General features: G+C 64.2%; 20 protein-coding genes and 1 riboswitch. Of the genes, 6 read left to right on the top strand and 14 right to left on the bottom strand.

Annotation, left to right across the window (positions count from 1 at the left end; genetic code table 11):
• Positions 1-38 precede the first annotated feature (38 nt).
• The 3 genes from thiQ to thiB form a co-directional block, all read right to left on the bottom strand.
• Complete coding sequence (gene thiQ / locus AB6802_RS27010) at positions 39-827, bottom strand: thiamine ABC transporter ATP-binding protein (protein ID WP_371013254.1); 789 nt, start codon at positions 825-827, stop codon at positions 39-41.
• Positions 824-2,440, bottom strand: a complete 1,617-nt coding sequence (thiP, locus tag AB6802_RS27015) for a thiamine/thiamine pyrophosphate ABC transporter permease (protein ID WP_371013255.1) — start codon at positions 2,438-2,440, stop codon at positions 824-826. Before thiP ends, thiQ begins: the two co-directional genes overlap by 4 nt.
• Before the next feature lie 230 nt (positions 2,441-2,670).
• A complete protein-coding gene (gene thiB / locus AB6802_RS27020) occupies positions 2,671-3,675 on the bottom strand; it encodes a thiamine ABC transporter substrate binding subunit (RefSeq protein WP_371013256.1) in 1,005 nt (334 codons plus the stop codon).
• 43 nt (positions 3,676-3,718) lie between these two features.
• Positions 3,719-3,824: riboswitch (TPP riboswitch) on the bottom strand.
• A 216-nt stretch (positions 3,825-4,040) separates the two neighbouring features.
• Between thiB and AB6802_RS27025 the strand changes: the two genes are divergently transcribed.
• The 4 genes from AB6802_RS27025 to AB6802_RS27040 are packed head-to-tail and all read left to right on the top strand — an operon-like array spanning position 4,041 to position 7,099.
• Positions 4,041-4,685 (top strand): thiamine diphosphokinase, encoded by a 645-nt coding sequence (locus AB6802_RS27025; RefSeq protein ID WP_371013257.1) that lies wholly within the window; start codon positions 4,041-4,043, stop codon positions 4,683-4,685.
• A gap of 1 nt (position 4,686) precedes the next feature.
• Positions 4,687-6,501 carry an ABC-F family ATP-binding cassette domain-containing protein gene (locus AB6802_RS27030; protein WP_371013258.1) on the top strand — a complete coding sequence of 605 codons (1,815 nt, stop codon included), beginning with the start codon at positions 4,687-4,689 and terminating at the stop codon, positions 6,499-6,501.
• A 56-nt stretch (positions 6,502-6,557) separates the two neighbouring features.
• On the top strand, positions 6,558-6,800 hold the full coding sequence (locus tag AB6802_RS27035) for a type II toxin-antitoxin system CcdA family antitoxin (protein WP_371013259.1): 243 nt from the start codon (positions 6,558-6,560) through the stop codon (positions 6,798-6,800).
• Complete coding sequence (locus AB6802_RS27040) at positions 6,800-7,099, top strand: CcdB family protein (RefSeq protein ID WP_371013260.1); 300 nt, start codon at positions 6,800-6,802, stop codon at positions 7,097-7,099. The genes AB6802_RS27035 and AB6802_RS27040 overlap by 1 nt, the downstream gene beginning before the upstream one ends.
• A gap of 16 nt (positions 7,100-7,115) precedes the next feature.
• Here the strand turns inward: AB6802_RS27040 and AB6802_RS27045 are convergent, their stop codons facing one another.
• Together AB6802_RS27045 and AB6802_RS27050 are read right to left on the bottom strand one after the other, a co-directional pair.
• On the bottom strand, positions 7,116-8,918 hold the full coding sequence (locus AB6802_RS27045) for a hypothetical protein (RefSeq protein WP_371013261.1): 1,803 nt from the start codon (positions 8,916-8,918) through the stop codon (positions 7,116-7,118).
• A gap of 72 nt (positions 8,919-8,990) precedes the next feature.
• Positions 8,991-10,289 (bottom strand): adenylosuccinate synthase, encoded by a 1,299-nt coding sequence (locus AB6802_RS27050; protein ID WP_371013262.1) that lies wholly within the window; start codon positions 10,287-10,289, stop codon positions 8,991-8,993.
• Positions 10,290-10,593: 304 nt separating this feature from the next.
• Here AB6802_RS27050 and AB6802_RS27055 point away from each other — a divergent pair, with 304 nt between their 5' ends.
• Positions 10,594-11,484 carry a DMT family transporter gene (locus AB6802_RS27055; protein ID WP_371013263.1) on the top strand — a complete coding sequence of 297 codons (891 nt, stop codon included), beginning with the start codon at positions 10,594-10,596 and terminating at the stop codon, positions 11,482-11,484.
• Between the two features lie 12 nt (positions 11,485-11,496).
• Here AB6802_RS27055 and serA read toward each other — a convergent pair whose 3' ends face one another.
• From serA to glmM, 5 genes are all read right to left on the bottom strand, one after another.
• Complete coding sequence (gene serA, locus AB6802_RS27060; protein WP_371013264.1) at positions 11,497-13,098, bottom strand: phosphoglycerate dehydrogenase; 1,602 nt, start codon at positions 13,096-13,098, stop codon at positions 11,497-11,499.
• Between the two features lie 65 nt (positions 13,099-13,163).
• Positions 13,164-14,339 (bottom strand): phosphoserine transaminase, encoded by a 1,176-nt coding sequence (locus AB6802_RS27065; RefSeq protein WP_371013265.1) that lies wholly within the window; start codon positions 14,337-14,339, stop codon positions 13,164-13,166.
• 201 nt (positions 14,340-14,540) lie between these two features.
• The gene (locus tag AB6802_RS27070; protein ID WP_371013266.1) at positions 14,541-15,398 is read right to left on the bottom strand and encodes an outer membrane protein; all 858 of its coding nucleotides are present in this window, start codon (positions 15,396-15,398) and stop codon (positions 14,541-14,543) included.
• Positions 15,399-15,602: 204 nt separating this feature from the next.
• Positions 15,603-16,451, bottom strand: coding sequence for an outer membrane beta-barrel protein (locus AB6802_RS27075; RefSeq protein WP_371013267.1), 849 nt, complete (start codon positions 16,449-16,451; stop codon positions 15,603-15,605).
• A gap of 220 nt (positions 16,452-16,671) precedes the next feature.
• A complete protein-coding gene (glmM, locus tag AB6802_RS27080; RefSeq protein ID WP_371013268.1) occupies positions 16,672-18,024 on the bottom strand; it encodes a phosphoglucosamine mutase in 1,353 nt (450 codons plus the stop codon).
• Positions 18,025-18,393: 369 nt separating this feature from the next.
• On the opposite strand from glmM, the gene AB6802_RS27085 reads away from it, so the two are divergent.
• Entirely contained in the window at positions 18,394-19,281 is an 888-nt protein-coding gene (locus AB6802_RS27085) for a hypothetical protein (RefSeq protein ID WP_371013269.1), read from the top strand.
• A gap of 523 nt (positions 19,282-19,804) precedes the next feature.
• On the opposite strand, the gene ftsH is transcribed toward AB6802_RS27085, so the two are convergent.
• The 4 genes from ftsH to pal all read right to left on the bottom strand — a co-directional run bounded on the left by ftsH (position 19,805) and on the right by pal (position 25,218).
• On the bottom strand, positions 19,805-21,739 hold the full coding sequence (ftsH, locus tag AB6802_RS27090; RefSeq protein ID WP_371013270.1) for an ATP-dependent zinc metalloprotease FtsH: 1,935 nt from the start codon (positions 21,737-21,739) through the stop codon (positions 19,805-19,807).
• A 105-nt stretch (positions 21,740-21,844) separates the two neighbouring features.
• Complete coding sequence (gene tilS / locus AB6802_RS27095) at positions 21,845-23,257, bottom strand: tRNA lysidine(34) synthetase TilS (RefSeq protein ID WP_371013271.1); 1,413 nt, start codon at positions 23,255-23,257, stop codon at positions 21,845-21,847.
• Between the two features lie 58 nt (positions 23,258-23,315).
• Entirely contained in the window at positions 23,316-24,488 is a 1,173-nt protein-coding gene (gene ybgF / locus AB6802_RS27100) for a tol-pal system protein YbgF (protein ID WP_371013272.1), read from the bottom strand.
• Between the two features lie 223 nt (positions 24,489-24,711).
• Positions 24,712-25,218, bottom strand: a complete 507-nt coding sequence (gene pal / locus AB6802_RS27105) for a peptidoglycan-associated lipoprotein Pal (protein ID WP_371013273.1) — start codon at positions 25,216-25,218, stop codon at positions 24,712-24,714.
• Between the last annotated feature and the right edge of the window lie 201 nt (positions 25,219-25,419).

The following is a 25,419-nucleotide window of genomic DNA, read 5'->3' on the forward strand; positions in this document are numbered from 1 at the left end:
GCAAACGCCGGATCACCCGTTGCCGGTTTGGCCGTAAATTATGTCCGCTTCCGGGCAATGTGTTGTGATCCGGCAACGGTGCCGCCTCGATCGCCGATATAGCGCCTGAACGCATCCGGTCCAGACCGGTCGAAGAAATCAACTGCCGGGCCAACCGCCGCGATCGCGCCTTCGTCGAGAAAGGCCATGTCCTGGCCGATGCGGCGTGCATCCTCCGGCTGATGCGTGACGAAAAGCACGGTCATTGCGCGCTCGGCATGAATGTCGGCCACGAGATCGAGCATATCGTCGCGCAAAGCCGGGCCGAGCGACGCGAAGGGCTCGTCGAGCAGCAGCACCGGCCGGTCGCGCAGCAGCACGCGCGCCAGCGCCACGCGCTGCCGTTCGCCGCCGGAGAGCTCGCGCGGCAGCCGCTTCTCCTTGCCGGCAAGGCCGACGCGCGCCAGCGCCTCGGCAACGGCAACGCGGTCGGCATCGCCAAGCCTCAGCGACGGCGAACGGCCGAGCCCGACATTGGCTTCGACCGAAAGATGCGCGAACAGATTGTTTTCCTGGAAGACCATCGACACCGGCCGCGCCGAGGGCGCGGTTTTGCCGACATCATCGTCGCCGATCAGCACCCTGCCTGCTTCGGGCGATTCGAAGCCGGCTATCAAACTGAGCAGCGTCGACTTTCCGGAACCGCTCGGCCCCATGATGGCGGTGATCCTGCCGGCAGTGAATGCGACATCGAAGCGGAACGACGCCTCGCCGTAGCTGAACGCAACGCCGTCCAGCCGCACCGCGAGCCCCTTGTGCGGGGCAGTATCGCCGATCGTCGCCGTCATGACTTTCCTTCCCGCCCGAGCCGGTCGGCGGCCACCACCAGCATCAGGCAGACGAGCCCAAGCAGCAAGGCAAGTCCCGCGGCGTCGGCGGTGCGGTAGCTGCCCATGCGCGCCAGGAGCAGATAGGGCAAGGTCTGCACGGAATCGCTGCCGAAGAGCGCGATCACGCCGAGATCGCCGAGCGACAACGCCATGGCGAAGGCAAAGCCGGTTGCCAAGGGCCGCCGCAGCGACGGCCAATCGACAAGGCGCAGCCGGCTCCAGCCGGAAATGCCGAGCGCCAGGCAAAGCCGCTCATGCCGCTCGCTGGCCGCGTCATAGGCGGGGCGGATCGCACGGATGGCGAAAGGCATCGCCATCACCGCATTGACGGCGACGACCATGACCGGGGCGACGGCAAACACATCCGCCACGTTGCGCAGGGCGAGAAACCAGCCGGCGCCGAGCACGATCGGCGGCACGACCAGCACGAAGCCGGCACCGGTGTCGGCGGCATGCTCGAACAGGCTCATGGCCTTGTCGCGGCTGCGGCGCAAAGCCAATGCCCGTCGCGCGGCGATCAACGCCAACGACAACGCGACGGCAAGCAGCGCCGCCATGAAGGCAAGGCCGGCGCTGGTCAGCGTCGCGCGACGCAAGGCCTCCTCGCCCGCCAGTCGGCCAAGATCCGCCTTCAGCCCCGCCAGTACGGTCGCAACCATCGGCCCGGCAACGAACAGCAAGGCGACCGCGATCAGGCCGGCGTTGAGCACGGTTTCCATCCGGCCAACGCCGAGATAACGGCGCGGCGCCACCGGCAGGTTGGCGTCGCCCACCGTGTTGGCGCCGAGCCGGGCGAGCGCGACCATCACCACGAATGTCAGGCCTATCTGCAGCAGCGTCAGCACCACCGTTCGCGCGGGATCGAAATCGAAGCGTAGCGCCTGGTAGATGGCAACCTCTAGCGTCGTCGCGGCCGGTCCGCCGCCTAGCGTCAGCACGATGGTGAAGGAGGTGATGCAAAGCATGAAGACCAGCCCGGCGACGCCAGGCAGTGCCGCACGCAGCGCCGGCCATTCGATCAGCCGGAAGGCCGGCCGCGCGCCCATGCCGAGCTGGCTCGCCAGCCGCCATTGATCGGTCGGAATAGTGCCGAGCGCCTCCAGGAAAAGACGCGTTGCCAAAGGCAGGTTGAAGAAGACATGCGCGACCAGGATGCCGGAGAGCCCGTAAATCCCCGGCCATTCTCCGGCGCCGAGGGTTCCAAGCACGCCGGCAAAGTATCCAGCCCGGCCGTAGAGCGCCAATATACCGAGCGCGGCCACGATGGCTGGCAGCGCCAGCGGCACGGTGAAAAGCTGCAGGATCAGACGGCGTCCCGGAAAATCTGGGTGCCGCGACAGGGCGCGCGCCACCAGCAGCGCCGGCGCGGCCGATAGGAGCGTCGACAGCAAGGCTTGCCAAAGCGTGAAGCGGGCGACGCTGAAGAGGTAGCTGTCGAAGGCGGCATAGGCGCCGGAGAGATCGTGCGCGCCCTCGAGCGCGAGGCCGGCAAAGGCGCCGCCGATGAGGATGGCGATGGCCGCAAGGGCGACGACGCCGGCGGTGATGCGGGAATCACGCGCAGCGTGCACGCTGCACCTTGGTGGAATCTAGCGAACGCCGAGTTCCTTCGCGCCCCTCTCTGTCCTGCCGGACATCTCCCCCTCTAGGGGGGAGATCAGCAGCCTCTGCGCCCCGCTCGCTCCTGCACCGTTGGCGATTGGCGAAACCACCGGCTACAGCCGATCTCCCCCCTTGAGGGGGAGATGCCCGGCAGGGCAGAGAGGGGGGCCTTGACGCCAACATCGGCAAGCTCGCTGCCTTACTTGCTCATCACCGCCAGCCACTCGTCCACCCAGGCCTTGCGGTTGGCCGCCACCTCTTCCGGGCTGAACAGCAAGGTCTTGGTCGGCTTCACCAGTTTGTCGAAGGCCGGGTTGAGTGGCTTGTCGGTCTTGCCGGCCGGGAACATCCAGTTGGTTTCCGGGATGACATCCTGGAACTTCGGCCCGGTCATGAAGGCGATGAATTTCTGCGCCAACGGGTTTTTCGCGCCGGTCGTGGTGATGCCGGCAACCTCGATCTGCAGATACTCGCCTTCCTCGAAGGAAGCCGCCTGGTAGCGCTCGGTATTCTCGGCCACCATGTGGTAGGCCGGCGAGGTGGTGTAGGACAGCACCATCGGCGCTTCGCCCTTGGTGAACAGGCCGTAGGCTTCGCTCCAGCCCGGCGTCACCGTCAGCACTTTCGTCTTGAGCTTGGCCCAGGCCTCGGGCGCCTTGTCGCCATAGACCGACTTGACCCAGAGCAGCAGGCCGAGCCCCGGCGTCGAGGTGCGCGGATCCTGGATGACGATCTTGTCGGTGCCGGCGCCTTCCACCAGGTCCTTCAGGCTTTTCGGTGGCGTTTTCAGCTTCTGCGTGTCGTAGACGACGGCGAAATACCCATAGTCGAAAGGCACGAAAGTATCGTCGCTCCAGCCGCCGGGAACATTGCTCGCCGACACCTCGCCATGCGGCGCGAACAGCCCGCTCGCCTTGGCGTCGGCGGTCAGGTTGGTGTCGAGGCCAAGCACGACATCGGCCTTGGTGCCGGCGCCTTCCAGCTTGACGCGGTTGAGCAGCGCCACACCGTCGGCGACCGAGACGAATTCGAGATCGCAGCCGCATTCGGCCTCGAATTCCTTCTTCACGGCCGGACCGGGACCCCAGTCGGCGGTGAAGCTCTCATAGGTATAGACGGTGAGCTTGTCTTTCGCCGCGGCAGGGCTCGCCATAAGCGAAACAAGGCCAGTTGCCAGAATAAGATGTGACAGTAGCGAGCGCATCGGCGCCTCCTTCGTTCGAGTGACAAGGAATTGAGGCGCCGGACGGTCCGAAACGTCTAATCCCTCCGCCGGTACAAACCGGATCAGGTTCAGCGGGTTGGCTTTCTTGCCTCTCAGCCGGATCAAGTCCGGCACCCCGTTAGAGCGTTTCGACAGATAGGCCTGGCCGAAGCGGCACGCAAGCGGAAGTTTGCCGGGCATCTAATGTTCGGATGGGGCCTTCCTGTTTGACGCAATTCCGGACGGACGCTACGGCGAAGCCGCCGAGCGTGAACGCTTTCCACTTTTCCTGGAATTGCTCTGGAGGCGAAGTATGGAGCCGCCCGGCTTCCGTTTCACCCGACGGGCTGGTAAGGGCGACGGCCATGGGCACATTCACCATCCTGCTTGGCGGCGAGCTTATCCGCACCCCTCGGCTCGAACGCCAGATCGAAGGCTCGCGCGTCATAGCCGCCGATGCCGGCATCGGCCATGCCCGCATGCTGAGCATCGTGCCGGAGCTGTGGGTCGGCGATTTCGATTCGGTGCCGGCCAACCTGCCGGAGAACCTGGCCGCCGTGCCGAGGACCGTCTTCCCAGCCGAGAAAGACAAGACGGATGGCGAACTGGCCATCGCCGAAGCGCTGGATCGCGGCGCGACCAGCCTCATTCTCGCCGGCGCCTTCGGCGGCAAGCGGGCCGACCACGCTTTCCTGCATCTGGCGCTTGCCGTGCGCCTGGCAGAGGCGGGCATCACGGTCCTTTTGACCAGCGGCGCCCAGGAAGGCGCCCCCGTGCTGCCCGGCAAGGCGGCTTTCGATTACGCCGACGGCACGCTGTTTTCGGTGCTTGGCTTTTCCGACCTGTCCGGCTTGACGGTCACCGGAGCCAAATGGCCGCTCGATCATGTCGAGGTGGCGTTCGGCTCCTCGCTCACTATATCAAACGAGGTCAGGGGCCGGCTCGGCATCGCGCTGGAGCGCGGCAGGGCGCTGCTTCTGGCCCACCCTCATCCCCTCCCAGAAAGCTGATATGGCGCCGCCACTCCTCAATCTCGACGGCATAAAACTGACCTTCGGCGGCGCGCCGCTGCTTGACGGCGCGGCGCTGAGCGCCTCTGCCGGCGACAAGATCGCCCTAGTCGGGCGCAACGGTTCCGGTAAGTCGACGCTGCTCAAGACCGCCGCCGGCATCATCGAGCCGCAGGACGGCGAAGTGTTCCGCCAGCCTTCCGCGACCGTGCGCTATCTGCCGCAGATGCCCGACATGGACGGCTTCGCCACGGTCCGCGCCTATGTCGAGGCCGGCCTCGGCCCGGCCGACGATCCGCACCGCGCCACCTATCTGATGGAACATCTCGGCCTCACCGGCGACGAGCGCCCGAACGATCTTTCCGGCGGCGAGGCGCGCCGCGCCGCGCTTGCCCGCGTCATGGCGCCCGAGCCCGACATCCTGCTGCTGGACGAGCCGACCAACCATCTCGACCTCTCGGTCATCGAATGGCTGGAAGAGGAGCTTGCCCGCACCTCTTCGGCCGTGATCCTCATCTCGCACGACCGCCGTTTCCTCGAACGCGTCACGCGCGCCACGGTCTGGCTCGATCGTGGCCAGACGCGGCGTCTCGACAAGGGCTTTGCCCATTTCGAGGAATGGCGCGACCAGGTGCTGGAGGAGGAAGAGCGCGAGCAGCACAAGCTCGGCCGCCAGATCGTGCGCGAGGAGCACTGGTTGCGCTACGGCGTGACCGCCAGGCGCAAGCGCAACATGCGTCGCCTTGGCGAGCTGCAGACCATGCGCCAGCGCTTTCGCGGCCATCGCGGCGCCGAGGGCACGGCGACCATGGTGGCGAGCGACGCCGCCGAATCCGGCAGGCTGGTGATCGAAGCCAAAAATATCGAGAAGAGCTTCGGCGAGCTGACCGTCGTCAAAGGTTTCTCGACCCGTATCCAGCGTGGCGACCGCGTCGGTCTTGTCGGTCCGAACGGCGCCGGCAAGACCACGCTTTTGAAGATGCTGACCGGGGAGTTGGCGCCCGATGCCGGCACCGTTCGGCTCGGCGTGAATCTGGAGATCGCCACGCTCGACCAGAAGCGCGAAGCCGTCGACCCCGCCGAGACACTGGCGCAATATCTTACCGACGGGCGCGGCGAGAACCTCGTCATCAATGGTGAGCAGCGCCATGTCGTGTCCTACATGAAGGACTTCCTGTTCAAGCCGGAGCAGGCGCGCACGCCGGTGCGCGAGCTTTCCGGCGGCGAGCGGGCGCGGCTGATCCTGGCGCGCGTTCTGGCCCGACCGGCGAACCTCCTGGTGCTCGACGAGCCGACCAACGACCTCGACATGGAGACACTGGAGTTGCTGCAGGAGCTGGTCGCCGGCTTTGCCGGCACGGTGATCCTGGTCAGCCACGACCGCGATTTCCTCGACCGCACCGTCACCAGCGTCATCGCGCCGGACGGCGGCGGCCGCTGGATCGAATATGCCGGCGGCTACTCCGACATGCTGGCGCAGCGCGGCGGCTCGAAGCTTGAGGACCGCAAGTCAAGAGCGAAGGCGGAGGCGGGCGAAGCCGCGCCGAAGGCCGAACAGGCCGCGCCAAAAGGCCCGGCGAAGAAGCTCTCGTTCAAGCAGAAATTCGCGCTCGACTCGCTGCCGAAGAAGATCGAAGCGGTCACAGCCTCGATCTCGCGGCTGGAGAACAACATCGCCGACCCGTCCTTCTACGAGCGCGACCCGGCCTCGTTCCAGAAAACCATCGCCGCTCTCGACAAGGAGCGCGTCACGCTGGCAGCCCTCGAGGAAGAGTGGCTGGAGCTGGAAATGCTGCGGGAGGAGATGGAAGGTTAGGCTTGCCCGCACCTGGTTATGCGCCTATCTTATGCGCATGAAACCGGGAGACTTCCGTGCTTCAATCAACTGGGAAACCACAGCGTAAATCGGTCAACACCTCGATTGATTCCAGATTGATCGAGGAGGCCAAGGCGTTGGGCATCAACATGTCGCGTGCTGCCGAGCAAGGAATCGCGAAGGCGATCTCCGCCGAAAAGACGCGCCGCTGGCAGGAGGAGAACAAGGAGGCGCTCGAAAGCTCTAACGACTACGTCAAGCGCAATGGCTTGCCCTTGGCCAAATACCGGCTGTTTTGATGGCCCGTTATGATTTCTACCGGGGCGCGGGAAACGACGGTTACTTTCTTGATGTCCAGGCTGACCTGCTGGAATACCTCGACACCAGTGTCGTCGTTCCGCTTTTGCCGCCCAACATCGCACCGCTGCCGGCTCGCAGGCTGAACCCGATCTTCAGGATCGATGGCAAAGACCATGTCATGGTCACGCAATTCATTTCGGCGGTCACGGCTTCCGAATTGCGGGCAGTGGAAGGAAATCTGTCACGACACCACGACGAGATCGTCGCTGCTCTCGACATGCTGTTTCAGGGCTTCTGAGCGACCGCCCAGTTCCTCACCCCGACGTCTTCGCCTGCCACGCCTTCAGCGCTTCATCGAAGACCTTCTCGCCGGGAATGCCCTTTTCCATGGTGAGCAGCGCGCGGCGGCCGGTCTTGTAGACGACCGGCACGTCGATCCAGTCCTGGCCTCTGAGCAGCGTCAAATTGGCGTCCTGGTCGGCCTTGGTATCGTTGAGCGCGACGAGGAAGAAGCCGTCGGCGATCTTGGCCGGAATGCCGATCAGCGGGCTGCCGGCATCCTGCTCCGAACTCTTCATGGCGATACGCAGGATGTTGTCGACGCCACCGCCGTCAAAGCCTTGCGGCGTCAGGAAGATCATCTCGATGATGTGGCTGGCCGGCAGGGTTTGGTCGGTGTTGCGCCGGATCGTCATGCGCAGCTGGATGTTCTTGCCGGGGATAGTCGCCTCGGCGCGGATCGCCGGCTCTGGCGGCAGGTCGCCACCGGGCGATTCCTGCACCAGTGACCAGACAATGCTGCCAGGCTCGGCCGTGCCCTGCTGAGTACTGGTGCGCTCCTCATAGAAGATCGCCTTCTGCCCGACCGGAACGGTCGCCTCTGCCGTCGCCGGCGCGGGCGTTGCAGGCGCGGTCCCCGTCGCAGGCGCGGCCCCCGTCGCCGGCGCGGGCGGCGTCGTTGCGGCAGCCGGCGGTGTGGTGACAGCTGCAGGAGCGCCAGCCGCTGGAGTGGCCGCGGCATCAGTCGCCGGAGGTGTCGCCGCCGGCTGGGTCGCATCGGGCGCTGGCGTCGGCGAGGCCGGCTGCGCGCCGGATGTTGCCGGCGCGGTCGGCGGCCGCGTTGTCAGCGCGGCGACGGATTCGCCTTCGCCGATCGTCGCCTGCCCGCCGGCAGGGCCGGGATCGCTCTCCTTGCCTTCCGACGACAGGCGCTGCGTGAACTTGGTCGTGTCGGCCGCCGCTTCGCCGGTGCCGGACGCAGGCGGCGGCGTGGCCGCCGTCTCGGTCGGCTTTGCCGGAGCCGGCTTGACCAGTGGCTCGGTCGACACCGTCTTGCTGCCGCTGCCGTTGAGGCCAAACAACGAACCGAACGCATTCTTGTTCAGCCAGATGCCATAGCCACCACCGGCAAGCACCAACAGCGCGATCACGGCAGCAATCAACCCGCCGTAGCTGCGCTTGCGCGGTTGCGGCCGCAGCCGCTGGAAGGTGTCGGTCGCCGGCTGCTCGTCATTGGCAAAGACGTCGCCGCCATCATCGGCATCGGGATCATGCGCGCCCGCAAAGTTGACATCATCGTCGCGCGGCGACGGCATCGGCGGCGGGGCCGAAGGTGTCTTTTGCCAGGCCGGCTCGGCCTTTGCCGTGCTTTGCCAGTTGGGCTCGACTTTTGCGCCACCTTGCCAGCTGGGTTCGGTCTTCGCCGGGCCGGGTCGGGCCGGTTCGGTCCTGGCGGTGCTTTGCCAGCTCGGCTCGGTCCTGGCCGGGGCAGGCGCCGGCTTCAGGGGGTCAGGCTTGGCGGGCTCGGGGGCCGCTGGCTGGCGCACGTGGCTCGGCTGGTTCTTGTTGCGATCGATGGAGGAGAAAATATGCTCCAGCTCGGCCAGCGGATCCTCGGCCGGAGCGCGTCTGGTGTATTCGCGTTCGACGCTCGAAATGGCGTCTTCCAGCGAGCGCTTCTGCTTGCTGACGACATCCGGGGCGAGCGGCGGGGAATACTCGGCGAGTTTCTTTGCCAGCACCGAACGGGCACCGTCATATATCTGTTTGCGCATCTCGAACGGGGGCTCGCCCTTCTTTTCGAGCTGCTTTTTCAGAACACTAACGAAATCTGCCATGCGTCAGGTGACCTGCAATCGTTTTCCCGGGCCCGCCGCAAATCAGCCGTACCGCCGGGAAGGCTTGAGAAACTAGTCTTGAAACGGGTCGGTCACAAGTATTGTGTCATCCCGCTCCGGGCTTGTGGAAAGCAGCGCCACCGGGGCGCCGATAAGCTCTTCGATGTAGCGGACATATTTGACGGCTTGCGCCGGCAGATCGTTCCAGCTCCGGGCGCCGGCGGTCGTGCCCTTCCATCCCTCGAGCGTTTCGTAGATGGGTTCGACGCGCGCCTGCGCGCCCTGGCTGGCCGGCAGATAGTCGATCGTCTCGCCGTCGAGCCTGTAGCCGGTGCAGACCTTGATCTCGTCCAGTCCGTCGAGCACGTCGAGCTTGGTGAGCGCGATGCCCTTGATGCCGTTGACGGCGACCGCCTGGCGCACCAGCACGGCGTCGAACCAGCCGCAGCGGCGCTTGCGCCCGGTCACGACGCCGAATTCATGGCCGCGGGTGCCGAGGAATTCGCCGATCTCGTTCTTCTGCTCGGTCGGGAACGGTCCTTCGCCGACGCGGGTCGTATAGGCTTTGGTGATGCCGAGCACGTAGCCGATCGTGCCAGGCCCGACGCCGGAACCGGCCGCCGCCTGACCAGCCACCGTGTTGGACGAGGTGACGAACGGATAGGTGCCGTGATCGATGTCGAGCAGCGTGCCTTGCGCGCCCTCGAACAGGATACGCTGGCCGGCGCGCCGCTTGTCGTCGAGCACTTTCCAGACGCGGTCCATGTAAGGCAGGATGTCGCCGGCCACCGTCGTCAGCTCCTGCAGGATCGCCTCATGCGTCGCCTCCGGATGGCCGAGCCCGCGCCGCAGCGCATTGTGGTGCGTAAGCAGCCTGTCGACCTTCAGGGGAAGCGTTTCCAAATCCGCCAAATCCATCACCCGGATCGCGCGCCGGCCCACCTTGTCCTCATAGGCGGGGCCGATGCCACGGCGGGTCGTGCCAATCTTGGTTCCGGAATTGGAGGCGGCGTCTTCGCGAAATCCGTCCAGCTCCCGATGCAGCGACAGGATAAGCGCGGTGTTTTCGGCTATTTTCAGGCGTTCAGGCGTCACATTGACGCCCTGGTCCCTGAGCTTTTTCGATTCCGCGACGAAGGCGTGCGGGTCGAAGACCACGCCATTGCCGATGATCGACAGCTTGCCGTCGCGCACCACGCCCGAGGGCAACAGCGACAGCTTGTAGACCTTACCGTCGACGACCAGCGTATGCCCGGCATTGTGGCCGCCCTGGAAGCGCACGACCACGTCGGCCCGTTCCGACAGCCAGTCGACGATCTTGCCCTTGCCTTCGTCGCCCCATTGCGAGCCGACGACCACCACATTGGCCATGTTCTTTTCCCTTGAAATGCCGCGTGGGCGGCCTGAACGACAGGCCTCTATAGCGTCAAGAATCGAGCCGCGCGACCCTTTCTTTGCCGCCAAATCGCTCCCTAAAGCACGATCCCGAAAAATAGGAACCGGTTTTCCAAAATGGTCATGCTCCGACCAGGCGCCAGATCAGGATGACGATTCAACGAAACGCCATCCTGATCCAGGCACAACAAATTCCGGCCTTCGCATCATTTACTTGCCATCGCCGCCACCCTACGCCGGCCTCGACCCTTGAACGCGCCTTGCAGCGCTGGACCTTTCAATGCACCGAGCCGCCTACCTGATGCTTTTATCGACCATGCTGCTTTGGGGCGGCAATTCGGTGGCGGGCAAGCTTGCAGTCGGCCATGTCTCGCCGATGACGCTGGTGTTCCTGCGCTGGGTGATGGCGGTGCTGATCCTGCTGCCCATCGGTTGGCGGGCGCTGCGCGAGGACTGGCCTCAGCTGCGCAAGCATTGGCGGCTGGTCGCCGCCCTCGGCGCCTGCGGCTTCACATTCTTCAATGTCATCTTCTACACGGCGCTCAACTACACGACCGCAATCAACGTCTCGATCGAGCAGGCGGCCATACCGATCGTCATCATACTCGCCAATTTCGTCCTGTTTCGGCTCCGTGTCCGGCCGCTGCAGATCGTTGGCGTCGCGCTAACCGTCATCGGCGTTGCGCTGACCGCGAGCCATGGCGATCTCGGCCAACTGCTGAAGCTCCAGCTCAATTTCGGCGACGCCATCATGCTGGTCGCGGTTCTCTGCTACAGCCTCTACTCGGTCGGCTTGCGCCTCAAGCCGGCGATCCGCTGGCAAAGCCTCATGCTGGCCTTGTCGATCGCGGCACTTCTGATCTCAGTGCCTTTCTTTGTTTGGGAGATTGTCGCCGGCCGCGTCGTCGTACCGGACGCGCCTGGATGGGCGCTCACGCTCTATACCGCCCTTGGCGCTTCGGTAATCTCGCAGATCCTCTACATCAAGGGCAACGAGTTGATCGGCGCCAACCGCGCCGGTCTGTTCATCAACCTGGTGCCGATCTTCGGGACACTGCTTTCGGTGCTCATCATTGGCGAGCAATTCCATCTCTATCAGGCGCTCGCGCTGGCCCTTGTGTTGGGCGGCATCGGGCTTGCCGAATACAGCGGCAGCCGGGCGGCGTTGTAGCCGCCCGTTGCTTCATTGAGCGCCGACGTCGAAATGCAACGGCTTGGCCGAATCGATCGACTTGTGCGCCCGCACCTTTTCCAGCACCGGCTCCGGGAACGGCGCGTCGAGATAGAGCAACGCGATGGCGTCGCCGCCAGGACGATTGCGGCCGAGCTGGAAGTTGGCGATGTTGACGCCGTTCTCGCCGCAGACCGTGCCGAGCAGGCCGATGATGCCGGGCGCATCGGCGTTGGTGGTGTAGAGCATGTGCTGGCCGACTTCGGCGTCGAGGTTGATGCCCTTGATCTGGATGAAGCGCGGCTTGCCGTCCGAGAAGCAGGTGCCGGCGATAGAGCGCGTCATGTGCTCGGTCTTGACGGTCAGCTTGATGTAGCCGTCGAACACGCCCGACTTGTCGCGCTTGACCTCGGCGACGATGATGCCGCGTTCCTTCACCATGATCGGCGCCGAAACCATGTTGACGTCGGCGACCTGCGGCCGGATCAGGCCGGCAAGGGCGGCGCTGATCAACGCGCGCGTGTTCATCGTCGCTGTCGAGCCGTCGAACAGGATCTCGACCTCCTTGATCGGGTCTTCGGTGACCTGGCCGACAAAAGCCCCGAGCACTTCGGCGAGCTTGACGAAGGGCTTTAGCCGCGGCGCTTCTTCCGCCGTGATCGACGGCATGTTGATGGCGTTGGAGACCGCACCCTTGATCAAATAGTCGGCCATCTGCTCGGCGACCTGCAGCGCGACATTTTCCTGCGCTTCCGCCGTCGAGGCGCCGAGATGCGGTGTCGCCACGACATTCTCCATGCCGAACAGCTCGTTCTGCTCGGCAGGCTCGACCTCGAACACGTCGATGCCGGCGCCCGCCACTTTGCCGCTCTTCAGCGCCGCGATCAGGTCGGCCTCGACGACCAGCCCGCCACGCGCGCAATTGATGATGCGCACGCCGTTCTTCATCTTGGCGATCGCAGCCTGGTCGATGATGTTGCGCGTCTTGTCGGTCAGCGGCGTGTGCAGCGTGATGAAGTCGGCCCGGGCGAAGAGTTCGTCCAGCTCGACCTTGTCGACGCCGAGCTCCTCGGCGCGCTTGTCGGACAGGAACGGATCGAAGGCGATGACATGCATCTTCAAGCCGACGCCGCGCGTCGCGACGATCGAGCCGATGTTGCCGCAGCCGATGACGCCCAGCGTCTTGCCGGTGATCTCGACGCCCATGAAGCGGTTCTTTTCCCACTTGCCGGCATGGGTCGAGGCATTGGCTTCCGGGATCTGACGGGCGAGCGCGAAGATCATCGCGACCGCATGTTCGGCCGTGGTGATCGAATTGCCGAAGGGCGTGTTCATCACGATGATGCCCTTGCGGCTGGCCGCCGGGATATCGACATTGTCGACGCCGATGCCGGCGCGGCCGACGACTTTGAGTTTTGTAGCGGCGTTGATCAGTTTTTCCGTGACCTTGGTCGCCGAGCGGATGGCCAGCCCGTCATACTGGTCGATCACTTCGAGCAGCTTGTCCTTGTCCTTGCCGAGATCGGGCAGGTAGTCGACCTCGATGCCGCGATCCTTGAAGATCTGCACGGCGGTGGTGGAGAGTTTATCCGAAACGAGAACACGGGGCGCCATGGCGGCCTCCTTGAAAAATAGGATTGATCCGGGAAAGGGCGGCCCGCGGGCCGCCACCAAAAATCTCAGGCGGCTGCCTTGAGCGACGCCTTCTGCGCGGCGAAGGCCCAGTCGAGCCAGGGCAGCAGCGCTTCGAGATCCGAAGTCTCGACCGTCGCGCCACACCAGATGCGCAGACCGGGCGGCGCGTCGCGATAGGAGCCGATGTCATAGGCGACGCCTTCCTTGTCGAGCGCCGAGACGATGCCCTTGGCGAAAGCCGCCTGGCCGTCGGCGTCGAGCGCCGCGACAGCCGAGTCGGTGAAAGCCAGGCACACCGAGGTGTTCGACCGCGTTGCCGGATCGACCGCGAGATGGCCAAGCCACGACGACTTGTCGGCAAGGCGGTCGAGCACGGCGGCGTTGGCGTCCGCGCGGGCTATGAGAGCCTCGAGGCCGCCGATCGACTTCGCCCATTGCAGCGCATCGAGATAATCCTCGACGCACAGCATCGACGGCGTGTTGATGGTCTCGCCCTTGAAGATGCCTTCGATCAGCTTGCCACCCGACGTGAGCCGGAAGATTTTCGGCAGCGGCCATGACGGCTTGTAGGTCTCCAGCCGCGCGACGGCGCGGGGCGACAGGATCAGCATGCCATGCGCGCCCTCGCCGCCCAGCACCTTCTGCCAGGAGAAGGTGACGACATCGAGTTTTTCGAAATCGAGCCTTTGCGCGAACGCGGCAGATGTCGCGTCGCAAATGGTCAGGCCCTTGCGATCCGCGGGGATGAAGTCACCGTTCGGCACGCGCACGCCCGACGTGGTGCCGTTCCAGGTGAAGACCACGTCGCGGTCGAAATCGATCTTGGCTAGATCCGGCAATTCGCCGTAGCCGGCCTCGATCTTGCGCACATCGGCGAGCTTCAACTGCTTGACCACGTCGGTGACCCAGCCGGAGCCGAAACTTTCCCAGGCGACCATGTCGACGCCGCGCTCGCCGAGCAGCGACCACAGCGCCATCTCGACCGCGCCGGTGTCCGATGCCGGCACGATGCCGATGCGGTAATCTGCCGGGACTTGCAGGATTTCGCGCGTCAGCTCGATCGCCTGTTCGAGCTTGGTCTTGCCGATCTTGGCGCGATGGGATCGGCCGAGCGCGGCATTCCTCAGCGCCTCGACCGACCAGCCGGGACGTTTTGCGCAGGGACCTGAGGAGAAATTGGGATTTGCCGGACGGAGTCCGGGCTTGGTAGGTGTCGTCATCGTGGTCTATCCTTCCAGATAGTGGCCCCTCGTTGGGGAGGGGTGGCCCACGGACGGCGATATGCGTTCAGGCTTTCGGCGTCAAGAGCAAAGTTTTTGTCGCTGCCGGGATACTGGCGATACCCGATCAAGCTCCCGTGACCTCAAACGCCAACGGCGGACCTGAAGATCCGCCGTGTCGTTCCCTTGCGATGACGGCGCTTACCAGAGATCGTAGCGCAGGCCGAGCTTGACCTGCTGGTAGTCGAGGCCCTTCTTATAGACAGGCGCGCCGGCACCATCCGACACCACGTATTTCGCGGACGGCAACGAGACATATTGATAGCCGACATCGACCGAAACGTTTTTGCTGACCTGATAGGCAAAACCGGCACCCAGCATATATGTCAGGCCGAACTGCTTTTCCGACTTCGCCGATCCTTTGTAGCCGCTCGGATCATCGCATTCGAAGATCGTCGTGGTATTCCCGACCGTTGTAGACGAAGGCACGCAGTGGCGATCGCCTTGGGCAAACCGGTAGGTGCTGTACGCAAGACCGACACCGCCTCCGACATAGGGCGTGATGCCGACATAAGTGCCCAGATCGACAAACGCGCTGGCCATGACATCATAGGCCTTGTTGTTGCCGTTGTTGGACCCTTCGCAGCCACGGGTGCTTGGACCTGCGAAGACATTTGTCCCGCCAGCACTGGTGACACTTACCGTCTGCGTTCCAGCGCAAGTTGTGTTGAAGCTGGTAGCGAACTTGCTGGTTGGCAGCAGGCCGAAATTCAGTTCGCCGCGGAAATAGTCGTTGAAATGGTAGCCCATGCCTACCGAACCGGAGAACGGGCTGTCTTTGGTGGTGAAGCCCGCTGGGGTCTCCGAAAAATCATAGGGCTTGTTAAAGGCGTAACCGACGTCGCCGCGCAGATACCAGCCCGAGCCCACTTCGACCGGCTGGTAGTCAGGCGCCTGGTCGACATAGACCGGCGGGTCGTAGTCCGCAGACATCGCCCGTGTCACCTGCATCAGCGCGATTGCGGCAACCGCCAATACTGTACGCGATTTGAATCTCATCGTCCCCGGCTCCCGAAATTGGCGCCGGCCGCGAACGCGAGCGCCGTTTCAAGGAGCCATTGTTAACCATAGTGGTTAAGTGGCAGTTAAGGATAACAGTCCGTTACCGAATTGATTTCGATCGGTATTTACCAACCAAGCACAAACGAAAACCGCCCGGCTGATGCCGAGCGGTTTAAGTTCCAGAAGTCTGCGTAGCGAGTTCTACTTGGTGTAGATCGGTTCCGGCTGGGGCTCATAAGGCTCCGGCGGAGGAGCGCAATCCGACTGGCCGCCGAACTGGTAGCGGAGACCGCCGCGCACTTCGTTCACGCTGATGCCGCGGTCGTAGCCGGGGCCGACATTGCTGTCGGAGGCATAGTTGAACATCTTGCCGCCATTGATATGGCTATAACGGTAGCCGACATCGAGTTTGACGCGATCGGTCAGGCAATAGGAAGCACCGGCCATGAGCGCGTAAGCGAAACGCCAGCCCTTACCGCCGCTATGCTCGAAGGATCCGTCATCGTCGCGGTTGTGCAGCGTATCCCACTTGAGCCAGGCGCCACCGATACCGGCGCCGACATAAGGCGTCACGCCATGCCAGGTGCCGATGTCGACATAGGCGTTGGCCAGCAGCAGCAGCGCCGAATAGGACGAGGTGTCGGAAGAAGTACAAGCCACCTGCGGGGCAGGGCCGCAGAAGCCGTTGGTGGAGCCTTCGAAATTCGACTTACCCATCCAGTCCAAGGTGGCATCGGTGCGGAAATACTGGTTGACCTGGTAGCCGACACCGGCGCCCGCTGAGAAGGCACCCTTGAGCTTGCCCGAGGCGAAGCTGCCCTCGATCTGAGGCGGGGTTGCGCTATAGGTCGTATAGTCGGCGCCGCCGAATCGCGACCAGTGATAGTCGATATCGCCGCGGATGTACCATCCGCCGACGTCGACAGGCTGGGCTTCGACGACAGGCGGCGGAGCCTCTTCGACCGGCTGCGGAAGGTCGGCCGCGACGGCGTGGCCGGCCAGCCCCGCAAACAGCCCGGCAAGCAATGCCATTCTTGCTCTATTGAACATGGTGTCACCCCTAGGAAGGCCTCGGGACGACGCGCCCGAAGATGATTACCTCGGGTTGGATAATGAATCGCAAAGGTTAAAAGCCGTTTAACCGTACCGATTAACCACGAATCTATTCAATTTTTGCGAGAGGTCGCGTGTCTTCAGTTGCGAGGCCGCGACAAAAAAGCCCGCCGGAGGGCGGGCTCGCATACAAGTGGAATGCCGTGCCGTGCAGCTTTCAGGCGGCGCTGCGGGTTTCCTGGATGATGCCGACGATGTCGTTGACCACCGCCTCGACCAGCTGCGGATCGTCGCCCTCGGCCATGACGCGGATGAGCGGCTCGGTGCCCGAGGGCCGGATGACCAGACGGCCGGCCTTGCCGAGCCGGTTGCGCGCATCCTCGATCGCCGCCTTGACCGGTGCCTCTTCGAGCGGCTTGCCGCCGGAGATGCGGACATTCTTCAACAGCTGCGGCACCGGTTCGAACTTCTTCGACAGCTCGCTGACCGGGCGGTTCTGCCGCTTGATGCAGGCCAGCACCTGCAGCGCCGACACCAGGCCGTCGCCGGTGGTCGAAAAATCGGAGAGCACGATGTGGCCGGACTGCTCGCCGCCGACATTCAAGCCATGCGCGCGCATATGCTCCACGACATAGCGGTCACCGACCTTGGTGCGGTGCAGCTGCAGCTTCATGTCGCCGAGGAAGCGCTCGAGCCCGAGATTGGACATCACGGTCGAGACGACTCCGCCGCCGGCCAACCGTCCGCTCTGCTGCCAGGATTCCGCGATCAGCGCCATAATCTGGTCGCCATCGACGATCGCGCCGTTCTCGTCGACGATGACGACGCGGTCGGCGTCGCCGTCGAGCGCGATGCCGATATCGGCACGCACCTCGTGCACTTTCTTCTGCAGCCCGGCCGGATGGGTCGAGCCGCATTCCTTGTTGATGTTGAAGCCGTTCGGCTCGACGTTGATGGCAATGACCTCGGCGCCCAGTTCCCAAAGCGCTGCCGGGGCCACCTTGTAGGCGGCGCCGTTGGCGCAGTCGACGACGATGCGCAGGCCCGAAAGCGACATCGAGCGCGGCAGCGTGCGCTTGGCGAACTCGATGTAGCGGTCATGCACGCCGTCGACGCGCTTGGCGCGGCCGAGCCCGTCGGAATCGGCAAGCGCCAACTCGATGTCCTTGTCGAGCATGCTCTCGATGCGCTCCTCGATCTCGTCGGAGAGCTTGTAGCCGTCGGGACCGAACAGCTTGATGCCGTTGTCGTAATAAGGGTTATGCGAGGCCGAGATCATCACGCCGATATCGGCGCGCAGCGAGCGCACCAGCATGGCGACCGCCGGTGTCGGAATGGGGCCGAGCAGGAACACGTCCATGCCGGCGGCGCACAGGCCCGCCACCATCGCGTTCTCGATCATGTAGCCGGAAAGCCGCGTGTCCTTGCCGAGCACGACGCGGTGACGATGGTCGCCACGCTGGAAGGAAAGACCGGCGGCCATGCCGACGCGCATGGCGATTTCGGCCGTCATCGGAAACTTGTTGGCGCGTCCGCGGATGCCGTCCGTGCCGAAATACTGACCTGCCATACCTGCTACAGTCCCCGTCGATTTTTCAGCGGCCCCTATTGCCACAATTGGGCCGCATCCGATCATCACATTTCGTGATTGTATATTACGATTCCTTAGAAAATCATTGTCGCGGGCGGTGCAAAATGACCCGACAGCCTACCACGACCTCACACTGTAGCGGCAATATACCAACCGGGGCCAGCTTTTCGCCATGCGATCGCATGACAAACCTTGGCAGCCTGGTGGAACCCCGGCAATTCATCACCTTATCGGAAAGCACACACTTTGTGACGGTGTCCGCAGCGGAAGTATCTGGCGCAACCGGACATTGAGAGCTATTGATTCGGCATAGGGACACCTATCGGCGGCATACAGGGAGAAAACGCCATGCTTATCCATAGACTTGCAACTTTGACGGGTCTTGCCGTCGCAACCTTGTTCCTGGCGGCGCCGGCCAACGCGCTGACCATGGCCGAGTGCAGCACCAAGTACAACGCGGCCAAGGACGGCGGCACGCTCGCCGGACAGACCTGGAACCAGTTCCGCAAGGCGCAGTGCGGCACCGACGCAGCTGCCGCGACCGCTACCAAGGCCACCGACGCGAAGGCGGCAGCCACGAAGGCGACCGACACCAAGGCCACCGATACCAAAGCCGCCGACACCAAGCCTGCCAAGAAGACGAAAACGGCAGCCGCCACTGACGACGCCGCCAAGGGCCTGACCTCGAAGGAGTGCAGCGCCAAGTACCAGGCGGCGAAGTCTGGCGGCACGCTGAACGGCATGAAGTGGAACGACTTCCGCAAGGCCGAATGCGGTCCGGGCGCCACGGCGGCAGCTGCCGCCACGCCGGCCGCCGCGACGGCGACCAAGACCTCGACCGCTGCCGCCGATGGCGGCAAGGGCCTGAGCATGGCCGAGTGCAGCACCAAGTACCAGGCTGCCAAGACGGCGAACACACTCAAGGGCCAGAAGTGGAACGACTTCCGCAAGGCCGAGTGCGGCGCCAGCGCAGCTGACGACGACACCGTGCCTGCTCCCACGGAAGCCACCTACACCAGCGAGCCGGCTAAGCCGTCGGTCGCCGCGCCGAAGGGCGTGAGCTTCCCGAAGGCGATCTCGGCGAAGTTCGCAACCGAGACCCCGGCCAAGGGCCGCATGCATACCTGCCTCGAGCAGTACTATGCCAACAAGGACGCCAACACGCTGGGCGGCCTGAAGTGGATCCAGAAGGGCGGCGGCTTCTACAGCCTCTGCAACGCCAAGCTCAAGAGCTGATCGGCAGCAGCATTTGAAAACAAAGCCCGCGAGCCGCAAGGTTCGCGGGCTTTTTTTGTTGGCGGCTTCGGGGCTCTCGCCCTGAAGAAGGGCGCAGTCGGCGACGCTGCGCATCTCCCCTCTCGTGGGGGAGATGCCCGGCAGGGCACAGGGGGGCCCGAAGGATCGCTACTTTGCGGTCGTCACTCTACGGCGAAGCAAGGAGCGGAGCGACGCGCGCAGACCCTGGAATCCATGCCGTGACGTTTAAAGCTTTGCAGCGGTTACAGAATTCTGCACCGTTGCGCCCTCCGGCAACAGTCGGGTCAAGCCCGAGGATGACGAAGAGAGGCCGGCGGGACAGCGCCCCCCTCTGTCTTGCCGGACATCTCCCCACAAGGGGAGATTGGCCGTCACGCCGGCTTTCGCCAAACGCCAACGTTGCAAGTCGCAATTCCTGAACGACTGGATAGTCGTCTGCGACCTCCCAAACAAAAACGCCGCGGTTTGATCCGCGGCGTTCGTTGAAGGTATAGGCTCGTCTTCAGCTCGACGGCTGCGGTTCCATGCCGCCTTCGGGCTCGGAGCCCTTCTTGCGGCGGCCGCCGGTGCCGGCTTTCGGCACGGCCGAGCCGCGGCTGGGCGGGGTGTCGTCGCCGAGGTCGCGGGCAGGCTTGTTGCCGGCGATCAGTTGCTTGATCTCTTCGCCCGACAGCGTCTCGTATTCGAGCAGTCCTTCGGCGAGCGCGATCCATTCCTTCTTCTTCTTGGTCAGGATCGTCTTGGCGGACGAATAGGCCTCGTCGATCAGGCGGCGCACTTCGGCGTCGATGATCTGCGCCGTCTCTTCCGAGATGTTCTGCGTGCGCGCCACCGAATGGCCAAGGAAGACCTCTTCCTGGTTATCGCCATAGGCAACGTGCCCAAGCTTGTCGGAGAAGCCCCAGCGCGTCACCATGGCGCGCGCCAGCTTGGTCGCCTGCTCGATGTCGGAAGAGGCGCCCGAGGTGATGTTCTCCTTGCCGAACTTGAACTCCTCGGCAACGCGGCCGCCCATCATGATCGCCAGCCGCGAGACCATGTATTTGTAGCTCATCGAATAGCGGTCGCCTTCCGGCAACTGCATGACCATGCCTAGCGCGCGGCCGCGCGGAATGATGGTCGCCTTGTGCAGCGGGTCGGCCGATGCCACGTTGAGAGCCAGGATGGCGTGGCCGGCCTCGTGGTAGGCGGTCAGCTCCTTCTCGGCCTGGGTCATCGCCGACGAGCGGCGTTCCGCGCCCATCATGATCTTGTCCTTGGCGTCTTCGAACTCGGCCATGGTGACCAGCCGCTTGTTGCGGCGCGCCGCCATCAGTGCGGATTCGTTGACCAGGTTCATCAGGTCGGCGCCCGAGAAGCCCGGCGTGCCGCGTGCGATGACCTTGAGGTCGACATTGGGCGCCAGCGGCACGTTGCGCACATGCACCTTGAGGATCTTCTCGCGGCCGACGATGTCGGGGTTCGGCACCACCACCTGGCGATCGAAACGGCCCGGACGCAACAGCGCGGGATCGAGCACGTCGGGCCGGTTGGTGGCGGCGATCAGGATGATGCTCTCGTTGGACTCAAATCCATCCATCTCGACCAGCAGCTGGTTCAGCGTCTGCTCGCGCTCGTCATTGCCGCCGCCGAGACCGGCGCCGCGATGGCGGCCGACGGCGTCGATTTCGTCGATGAAGATGATGCAGGGCGCATTCTTCTTGGCCTGGTCGAACATGTCGCGCACACGCGATGCGCCGACGCCGACGAACATCTCGACGAAGTCCGAACCGGAGATGGTGAAGAACGGCACGTTGGCTTCGCCGGCGACCGAGCGGGCGAGCAGCGTCTTGCCGGTTCCCGGAGGGCCGACCAGCAGCACGCCGCGCGGGATCTTGCCACCGAGGCGCTGGAACTTCTGCGGGTCGCGCAGGAACTCGACGATCTCTTCGAGGTCTTCCTTGGCCTCGTCGACACCGGCGACGTCCTGGAAGGTGACGCGACCATGCGCTTCCGTCAGCAGCTTGGCCTTGGACTTGCCGAAGCCCATGGCACGGCCGGAGCCGGACTGCATCTGGCGCATGAAGAATATCCACACGCCGAGGATCAGGATCATCGGCAGCCACGAGACCAGATAGCCGAACAGCGAGTTGGAGCCGTCGGTCTCGGGCTTGGCGGTGATGGTGACGTTCTTGTCCTGCAGCCGCGAAACCAGCGACGGATCGCCGGGCGAATAGGTCTGGAAGCCGTTGGCATTGTCGGAATAGGTGCCGAAGATACGGGCGCCGGAGATCGTCACCGTCTTGACCCGGCCCGAGCCGACATCCTGCAGGAACTGCGAATAGGCAATCTCGCTGGTGGCACCGCGCGTCTGCGGCGTCTGGAAAAGGTTGAACAAGGCGATGAGCAGGACCGCTATGATCGCCCAAAGCGCGAGGTTGCGATAATTCGGATTCATCTATTGTCCCGTTGGCGTCCGTATGCGGACACGCGATGATTGAGGAAGCTTGGGCCTAACATAGGGAGAGCGTCTTCCCTTGCCAAGCAGAACAGCACGTATGGGTTAAGCTTTCGCCCACCCTGCCCCGTCTTCATGGCCACGAAATGGCGGCGCCGGCAGCGGCGGCGCGCCGATGAGGGCCGCCACGGCGGCCGCGGGCCTGAGGTCGAAGGACGGCAGGAAGCGGGCGAAGGGGGCCACGGCCGCAACGATCGAGACCGACCGCAAAGGGGCGGCGGCGCCGGCAAAACCAAGGCATTCGCCGCCCGCCCACAGCGCTGGTTCCACGGCAAGAGCGGCGCGCAGAAGACTTTGCGGAGCAACCTCGCCCAAAGCCGCTCGCCTGGCGGCAGCGGAGCCCAGCGGCGCGATCACCAAGCCGTCCGCATTGTTGCTCAAAGTGATCCGCCGCCGGCCGTCCCAAAGCCAGTTGTCGACCGGTAGAGCAGCGCCCGGCAGGTTGCGGGCTTCGCGGCGCAGAAAAATGCCGGTACGGCGCGCATCGATCACGGTCCGCGACAATGTGGCGCGAAGCGGCCCTGACCGCAGGCGGGCAAACAGCACCCGGCAGCGCGCCTCATCGGCAAGGAAGGGAATGCCGCCGATCGTGGCAAGCAGAATGCGCAGCGCATAGACGGCCGCCTCGCTGTCCGCGCAATTGGCGAAATCGCCGTCGAGACGGACAAGCCCGGGAGCTGGTGGGGCGGCGAGGCTGCGGATCAGCACGGCGGCGCGCCCGCCGAGCTCTTCGCGCCGGGCGGCAGCACCGCCGGCCTTTGCGAGCGCGTCTTCAACACGCCGCTCGCCTTGGTTGCCCGCAAGCGATGCCCGCATGCGCGGCCGCTCGAAACGCAGGTCCGCATTCGTCGGATCCTCGATCCAGCCGACTCCGCTTTGCCGCAGCGCCTCGCGCAGCGCGGCGCGCCGCGTGCGGAGCAGCGGCCGCGCGATCCATGTCCGCCAGTCATAGAGCGTCGCGGGCGCCATTCCGGCGAGACCTCGGCCGCCGTCGTTCACGCCCTCTTGGCTCACTTCCCCGTCACCAACTTCATTGTCGCGCGTCTTGCGCATCAGCACGGTCTCGGCCTGGTCGTCGGCGGTGTGGCCGGTCACGATCAGGCCGAGGCCTTCGCTGCGGGCGAGATCGGCAAGCAGGCGGTAGCGCGCTTCACGCGCCGCGGCCGGCAGGCCGCTTGGCGGTTTGCTGCCCGACCAGATAAGCGTGCGATGCGCGATGCCGCGCTCCGCGCAGAGTGCGGCGACGGCCCGCGCCTCAGTGGCGGAGCCGGTCCGCAAATCATGATCGACCGTTACCGCGAGCAGCCTGGCTGCCGGGGCGTTCCGATCCATGTGTTGCTTGAGGAGGAGGAGAAGGGCGGTCGAGTCGCTGCCGCCGGACACGGCCGCAATGGCGCCGCGGGAAAAATCGAAGGTCGTAAAAAGGCGGTCGTTAAGGTCCGGCTCGGTCTCGAGCATCAATCCGTGTCGCTTCAAAATTGTCCGTGTACAGGGACAACGACATGCAGGAGAAAAACTAGCAAGACGCCAGCGCCTTTTCCTGCTTGATCCGCTCCTTGAGCGCGCCGGAAACATCGGGATAGCGCTTGCCGATTTCGCCGAAGGTGGCACAGGCCACGTCATTCTGCTTCAGGCCGACCAGCGACACGCCGAGCTTGAGCAGCATGTCGGGCGCCTTCTTGGCCTTCGGATAGTCCTTGCTGGCAGCCAGGAAGATTTCCGCCGCGTCGCGGTACTTCTGCTGGCCAAGCAGCGACTCGCCAAGCCAGTAATGCGCATCCGCTGCCTTGGCGTCCTTGGGAAAGCGAGAGATATGGTCGCGGAATCCCTGTTCTGCGGTGGGATAATCGCCAGACAGGATGAACTGGTAGGAGTTGCGGTAGAGTTCGTCAGGATCGTTGGTCGAGGGCAGCGCCGCGACTTCGGTGCCGCCGGCTTTGCTCTTGGCGCTCTTGGCCGGCGCTTCGCCGGACGGAGCATTGGCCGTGGCTGTCGAAGACCCTGCCGGCGCGCTCGCCTGCGGGTCGGTTTCGGCATTGACGACGTTGCCGTTCTTGTCGACGGTGATGGTGCCGAAATTCTTCGGTGCCGCGCCGGGAATAAGCTTGCCTGGATCGCCGGTCTGCGATTCCACGATGACGTCGCCGACGGTCTTGCCGTCGCCGTTCTGCGCGCCGGCATCGGCCGGGGCCTGCGCCGCCGGAGCCTGGGCGACGCCGGAATCGGCGCCGGTATCGCCAGCACCGGAATCGCCGGCGCCGGCATCGCCGGCGCCGGCATCGCCGAGCGTGGTGTTGCCGTTCTGAGGCGTGACGTCCGATTTCTTCTGCCCGGCAGGCTTGGCGCCCGGCGAGCCTCCCTCGAGCTGCTGGAAGCGGAACTCGTTGTCTTCCTGCTGCTTGCGCATCTGTTCCTGCATCTGCAGGATCTGGAAGTTCAACTCTTCGACTTTGCCGTTCAACTGCCGGAGTTGGTCTTCCAGGCCGGTCACGCCGGCGCCGCCGTCCTGCTGCGCGACTTGCGCCGCTTCCGGCTTCTTCTTGTCGCCGAAAATGCCAAGCGTCGGCAGATGGAAACTGAATCCGCTGTCGGAGCCCTGCCCGGTGCTGCCCGCAGAAGCGGCAAGGCTTGGGAGGCTTGATACGATGAGCAGCGCAAGCGTGCCGCTCAGGACCGTTCTGAAATGCATTCTATCTCTCGCGGTGGAATGGTGTTGGCCTGATGCGCCTTTCCAAATCAAACAGTGGGAGCAAGCGCCCTCGCGCTCATAGCAGGACGCGAGACTTCGGCCAAATTTTGTTTCGAACTGTCGCAAATGAAAAAGGCGGCCGTGCGGCCGCCTTTCATGTCCAACTGTTGTATTTTTGTCGCCTGTAGCGCCGCGCTGAAGCGGTCGCTGCGGCGCCTAAGCCTTAGGAACCGGCGCCCGACAGCGTGGTGACGGCACGACGGTTCTGCGACCAGCAGGAGATGTCGTCGCAAACCGCGACCGGACGTTCCTTGCCATAGGAGATCGTCTTCAGGCGGCCGCCGGAGACGCCCTTGGAGACGAGGAAGTCGCGGGTGGCAGCGGCGCGGCGGGCGCCGAGCGCCAGATTGTACTCACGCGTGCCGCGCTCGTCGGCATGGCCTTCGATGACGATGGCATACTGCTTGTATTGGTTCAGCCACTGCGCCTGGCGGGCCAGCGTGGTCTGCGCGTCGGCGCGGATCGAGGCTGAATCGGTGTCGAAGAAGATGCGGTCGCCGATGTTGACGGTGAAGTCCTGCGCAGAGCCCGGCGTCGCAGCGCCCGCGCCATTGAGGCCGAGGTCGTTGGGGTTGTTCAGGTTCTTCTTCGAAGCGCAACCGGTGATGGCGAGCAACGCGATCAGGGCGATCATCGCCGGGTTGCGGGTAAGTGCTGCGATACGGCCCATGCCGCCTCTCCTTCGCATTTCGAGTGATTTCGTTGATCACCCAGTAACCACGTTTGGGTTAACCGGCATTCAAGAAACACGGTTAATTTTTGGTTGCGAGCCGCCGTCCTCGGCTGTTTTTTCCACGCTCACATTGCGTGCGGACCCTAGGCGGAAATGCGGCCAAAACATGAAGAAAAGGGGAATTGAGGAACTGGAGAA

The organism is Mesorhizobium sp. RCC_202 (assembly GCF_041355295.1).
Taxonomy (GTDB): Bacteria; Pseudomonadota; Alphaproteobacteria; order Rhizobiales; family Rhizobiaceae; genus Mesorhizobium.

Excerpts from the sequence above, each read along its gene's own strand:
- AB6802_RS27050 (WP_371013262.1), bottom strand. The coding sequence starts at position 10,289 with ATGGCCAATGTGGTGGTCGTCGGCTCGCAATGGGGCGACGAAGGCAAG.
- AB6802_RS27075 (WP_371013267.1), bottom strand. The coding sequence starts at position 16,451 with ATGTTCAATAGAGCAAGAATGGCATTGCTTGCCGGGCTGTTTGCGGGG.
- ybgF (WP_371013272.1), bottom strand. The coding sequence starts at position 24,488 with ATGCATTTCAGAACGGTCCTGAGCGGCACGCTTGCGCTGCTCATCGTA.
- AB6802_RS27040 (WP_371013260.1), top strand. The coding sequence starts at position 6,800 with ATGGCCCGTTATGATTTCTACCGGGGCGCGGGAAACGACGGTTACTTT.
- AB6802_RS27055 (WP_371013263.1), top strand. The coding sequence starts at position 10,594 with ATGCACCGAGCCGCCTACCTGATGCTTTTATCGACCATGCTGCTTTGG.
- AB6802_RS27045 (WP_371013261.1), bottom strand. The coding sequence starts at position 8,918 with ATGGCAGATTTCGTTAGTGTTCTGAAAAAGCAGCTCGAAAAGAAGGGC.
- thiQ (WP_371013254.1), bottom strand. The coding sequence starts at position 827 with ATGACGGCGACGATCGGCGATACTGCCCCGCACAAGGGGCTCGCGGTG.
- glmM (WP_371013268.1), bottom strand. The coding sequence starts at position 18,024 with ATGGCAGGTCAGTATTTCGGCACGGACGGCATCCGCGGACGCGCCAAC.
- AB6802_RS27030 (WP_371013258.1), top strand. The coding sequence starts at position 4,687 with ATGGCGCCGCCACTCCTCAATCTCGACGGCATAAAACTGACCTTCGGC.
- AB6802_RS27085 (WP_371013269.1), top strand. The coding sequence starts at position 18,394 with ATGCTTATCCATAGACTTGCAACTTTGACGGGTCTTGCCGTCGCAACC.
- AB6802_RS27065 (WP_371013265.1), bottom strand. The coding sequence starts at position 14,339 with ATGACGACACCTACCAAGCCCGGACTCCGTCCGGCAAATCCCAATTTC.
- ftsH (WP_371013270.1), bottom strand. The coding sequence starts at position 21,739 with ATGAATCCGAATTATCGCAACCTCGCGCTTTGGGCGATCATAGCGGTC.
- AB6802_RS27070 (WP_371013266.1), bottom strand. The coding sequence starts at position 15,398 with ATGAGATTCAAATCGCGTACAGTATTGGCGGTTGCCGCAATCGCGCTG.
- serA (WP_371013264.1), bottom strand. The coding sequence starts at position 13,098 with ATGGCGCCCCGTGTTCTCGTTTCGGATAAACTCTCCACCACCGCCGTG.
- AB6802_RS27025 (WP_371013257.1), top strand. The coding sequence starts at position 4,041 with ATGGGCACATTCACCATCCTGCTTGGCGGCGAGCTTATCCGCACCCCT.
- pal (WP_371013273.1), bottom strand. The coding sequence starts at position 25,218 with ATGGGCCGTATCGCAGCACTTACCCGCAACCCGGCGATGATCGCCCTG.
- thiB (WP_371013256.1), bottom strand. The coding sequence starts at position 3,675 with ATGCGCTCGCTACTGTCACATCTTATTCTGGCAACTGGCCTTGTTTCG.
- tilS (WP_371013271.1), bottom strand. The coding sequence starts at position 23,257 with ATGCTCGAGACCGAGCCGGACCTTAACGACCGCCTTTTTACGACCTTC.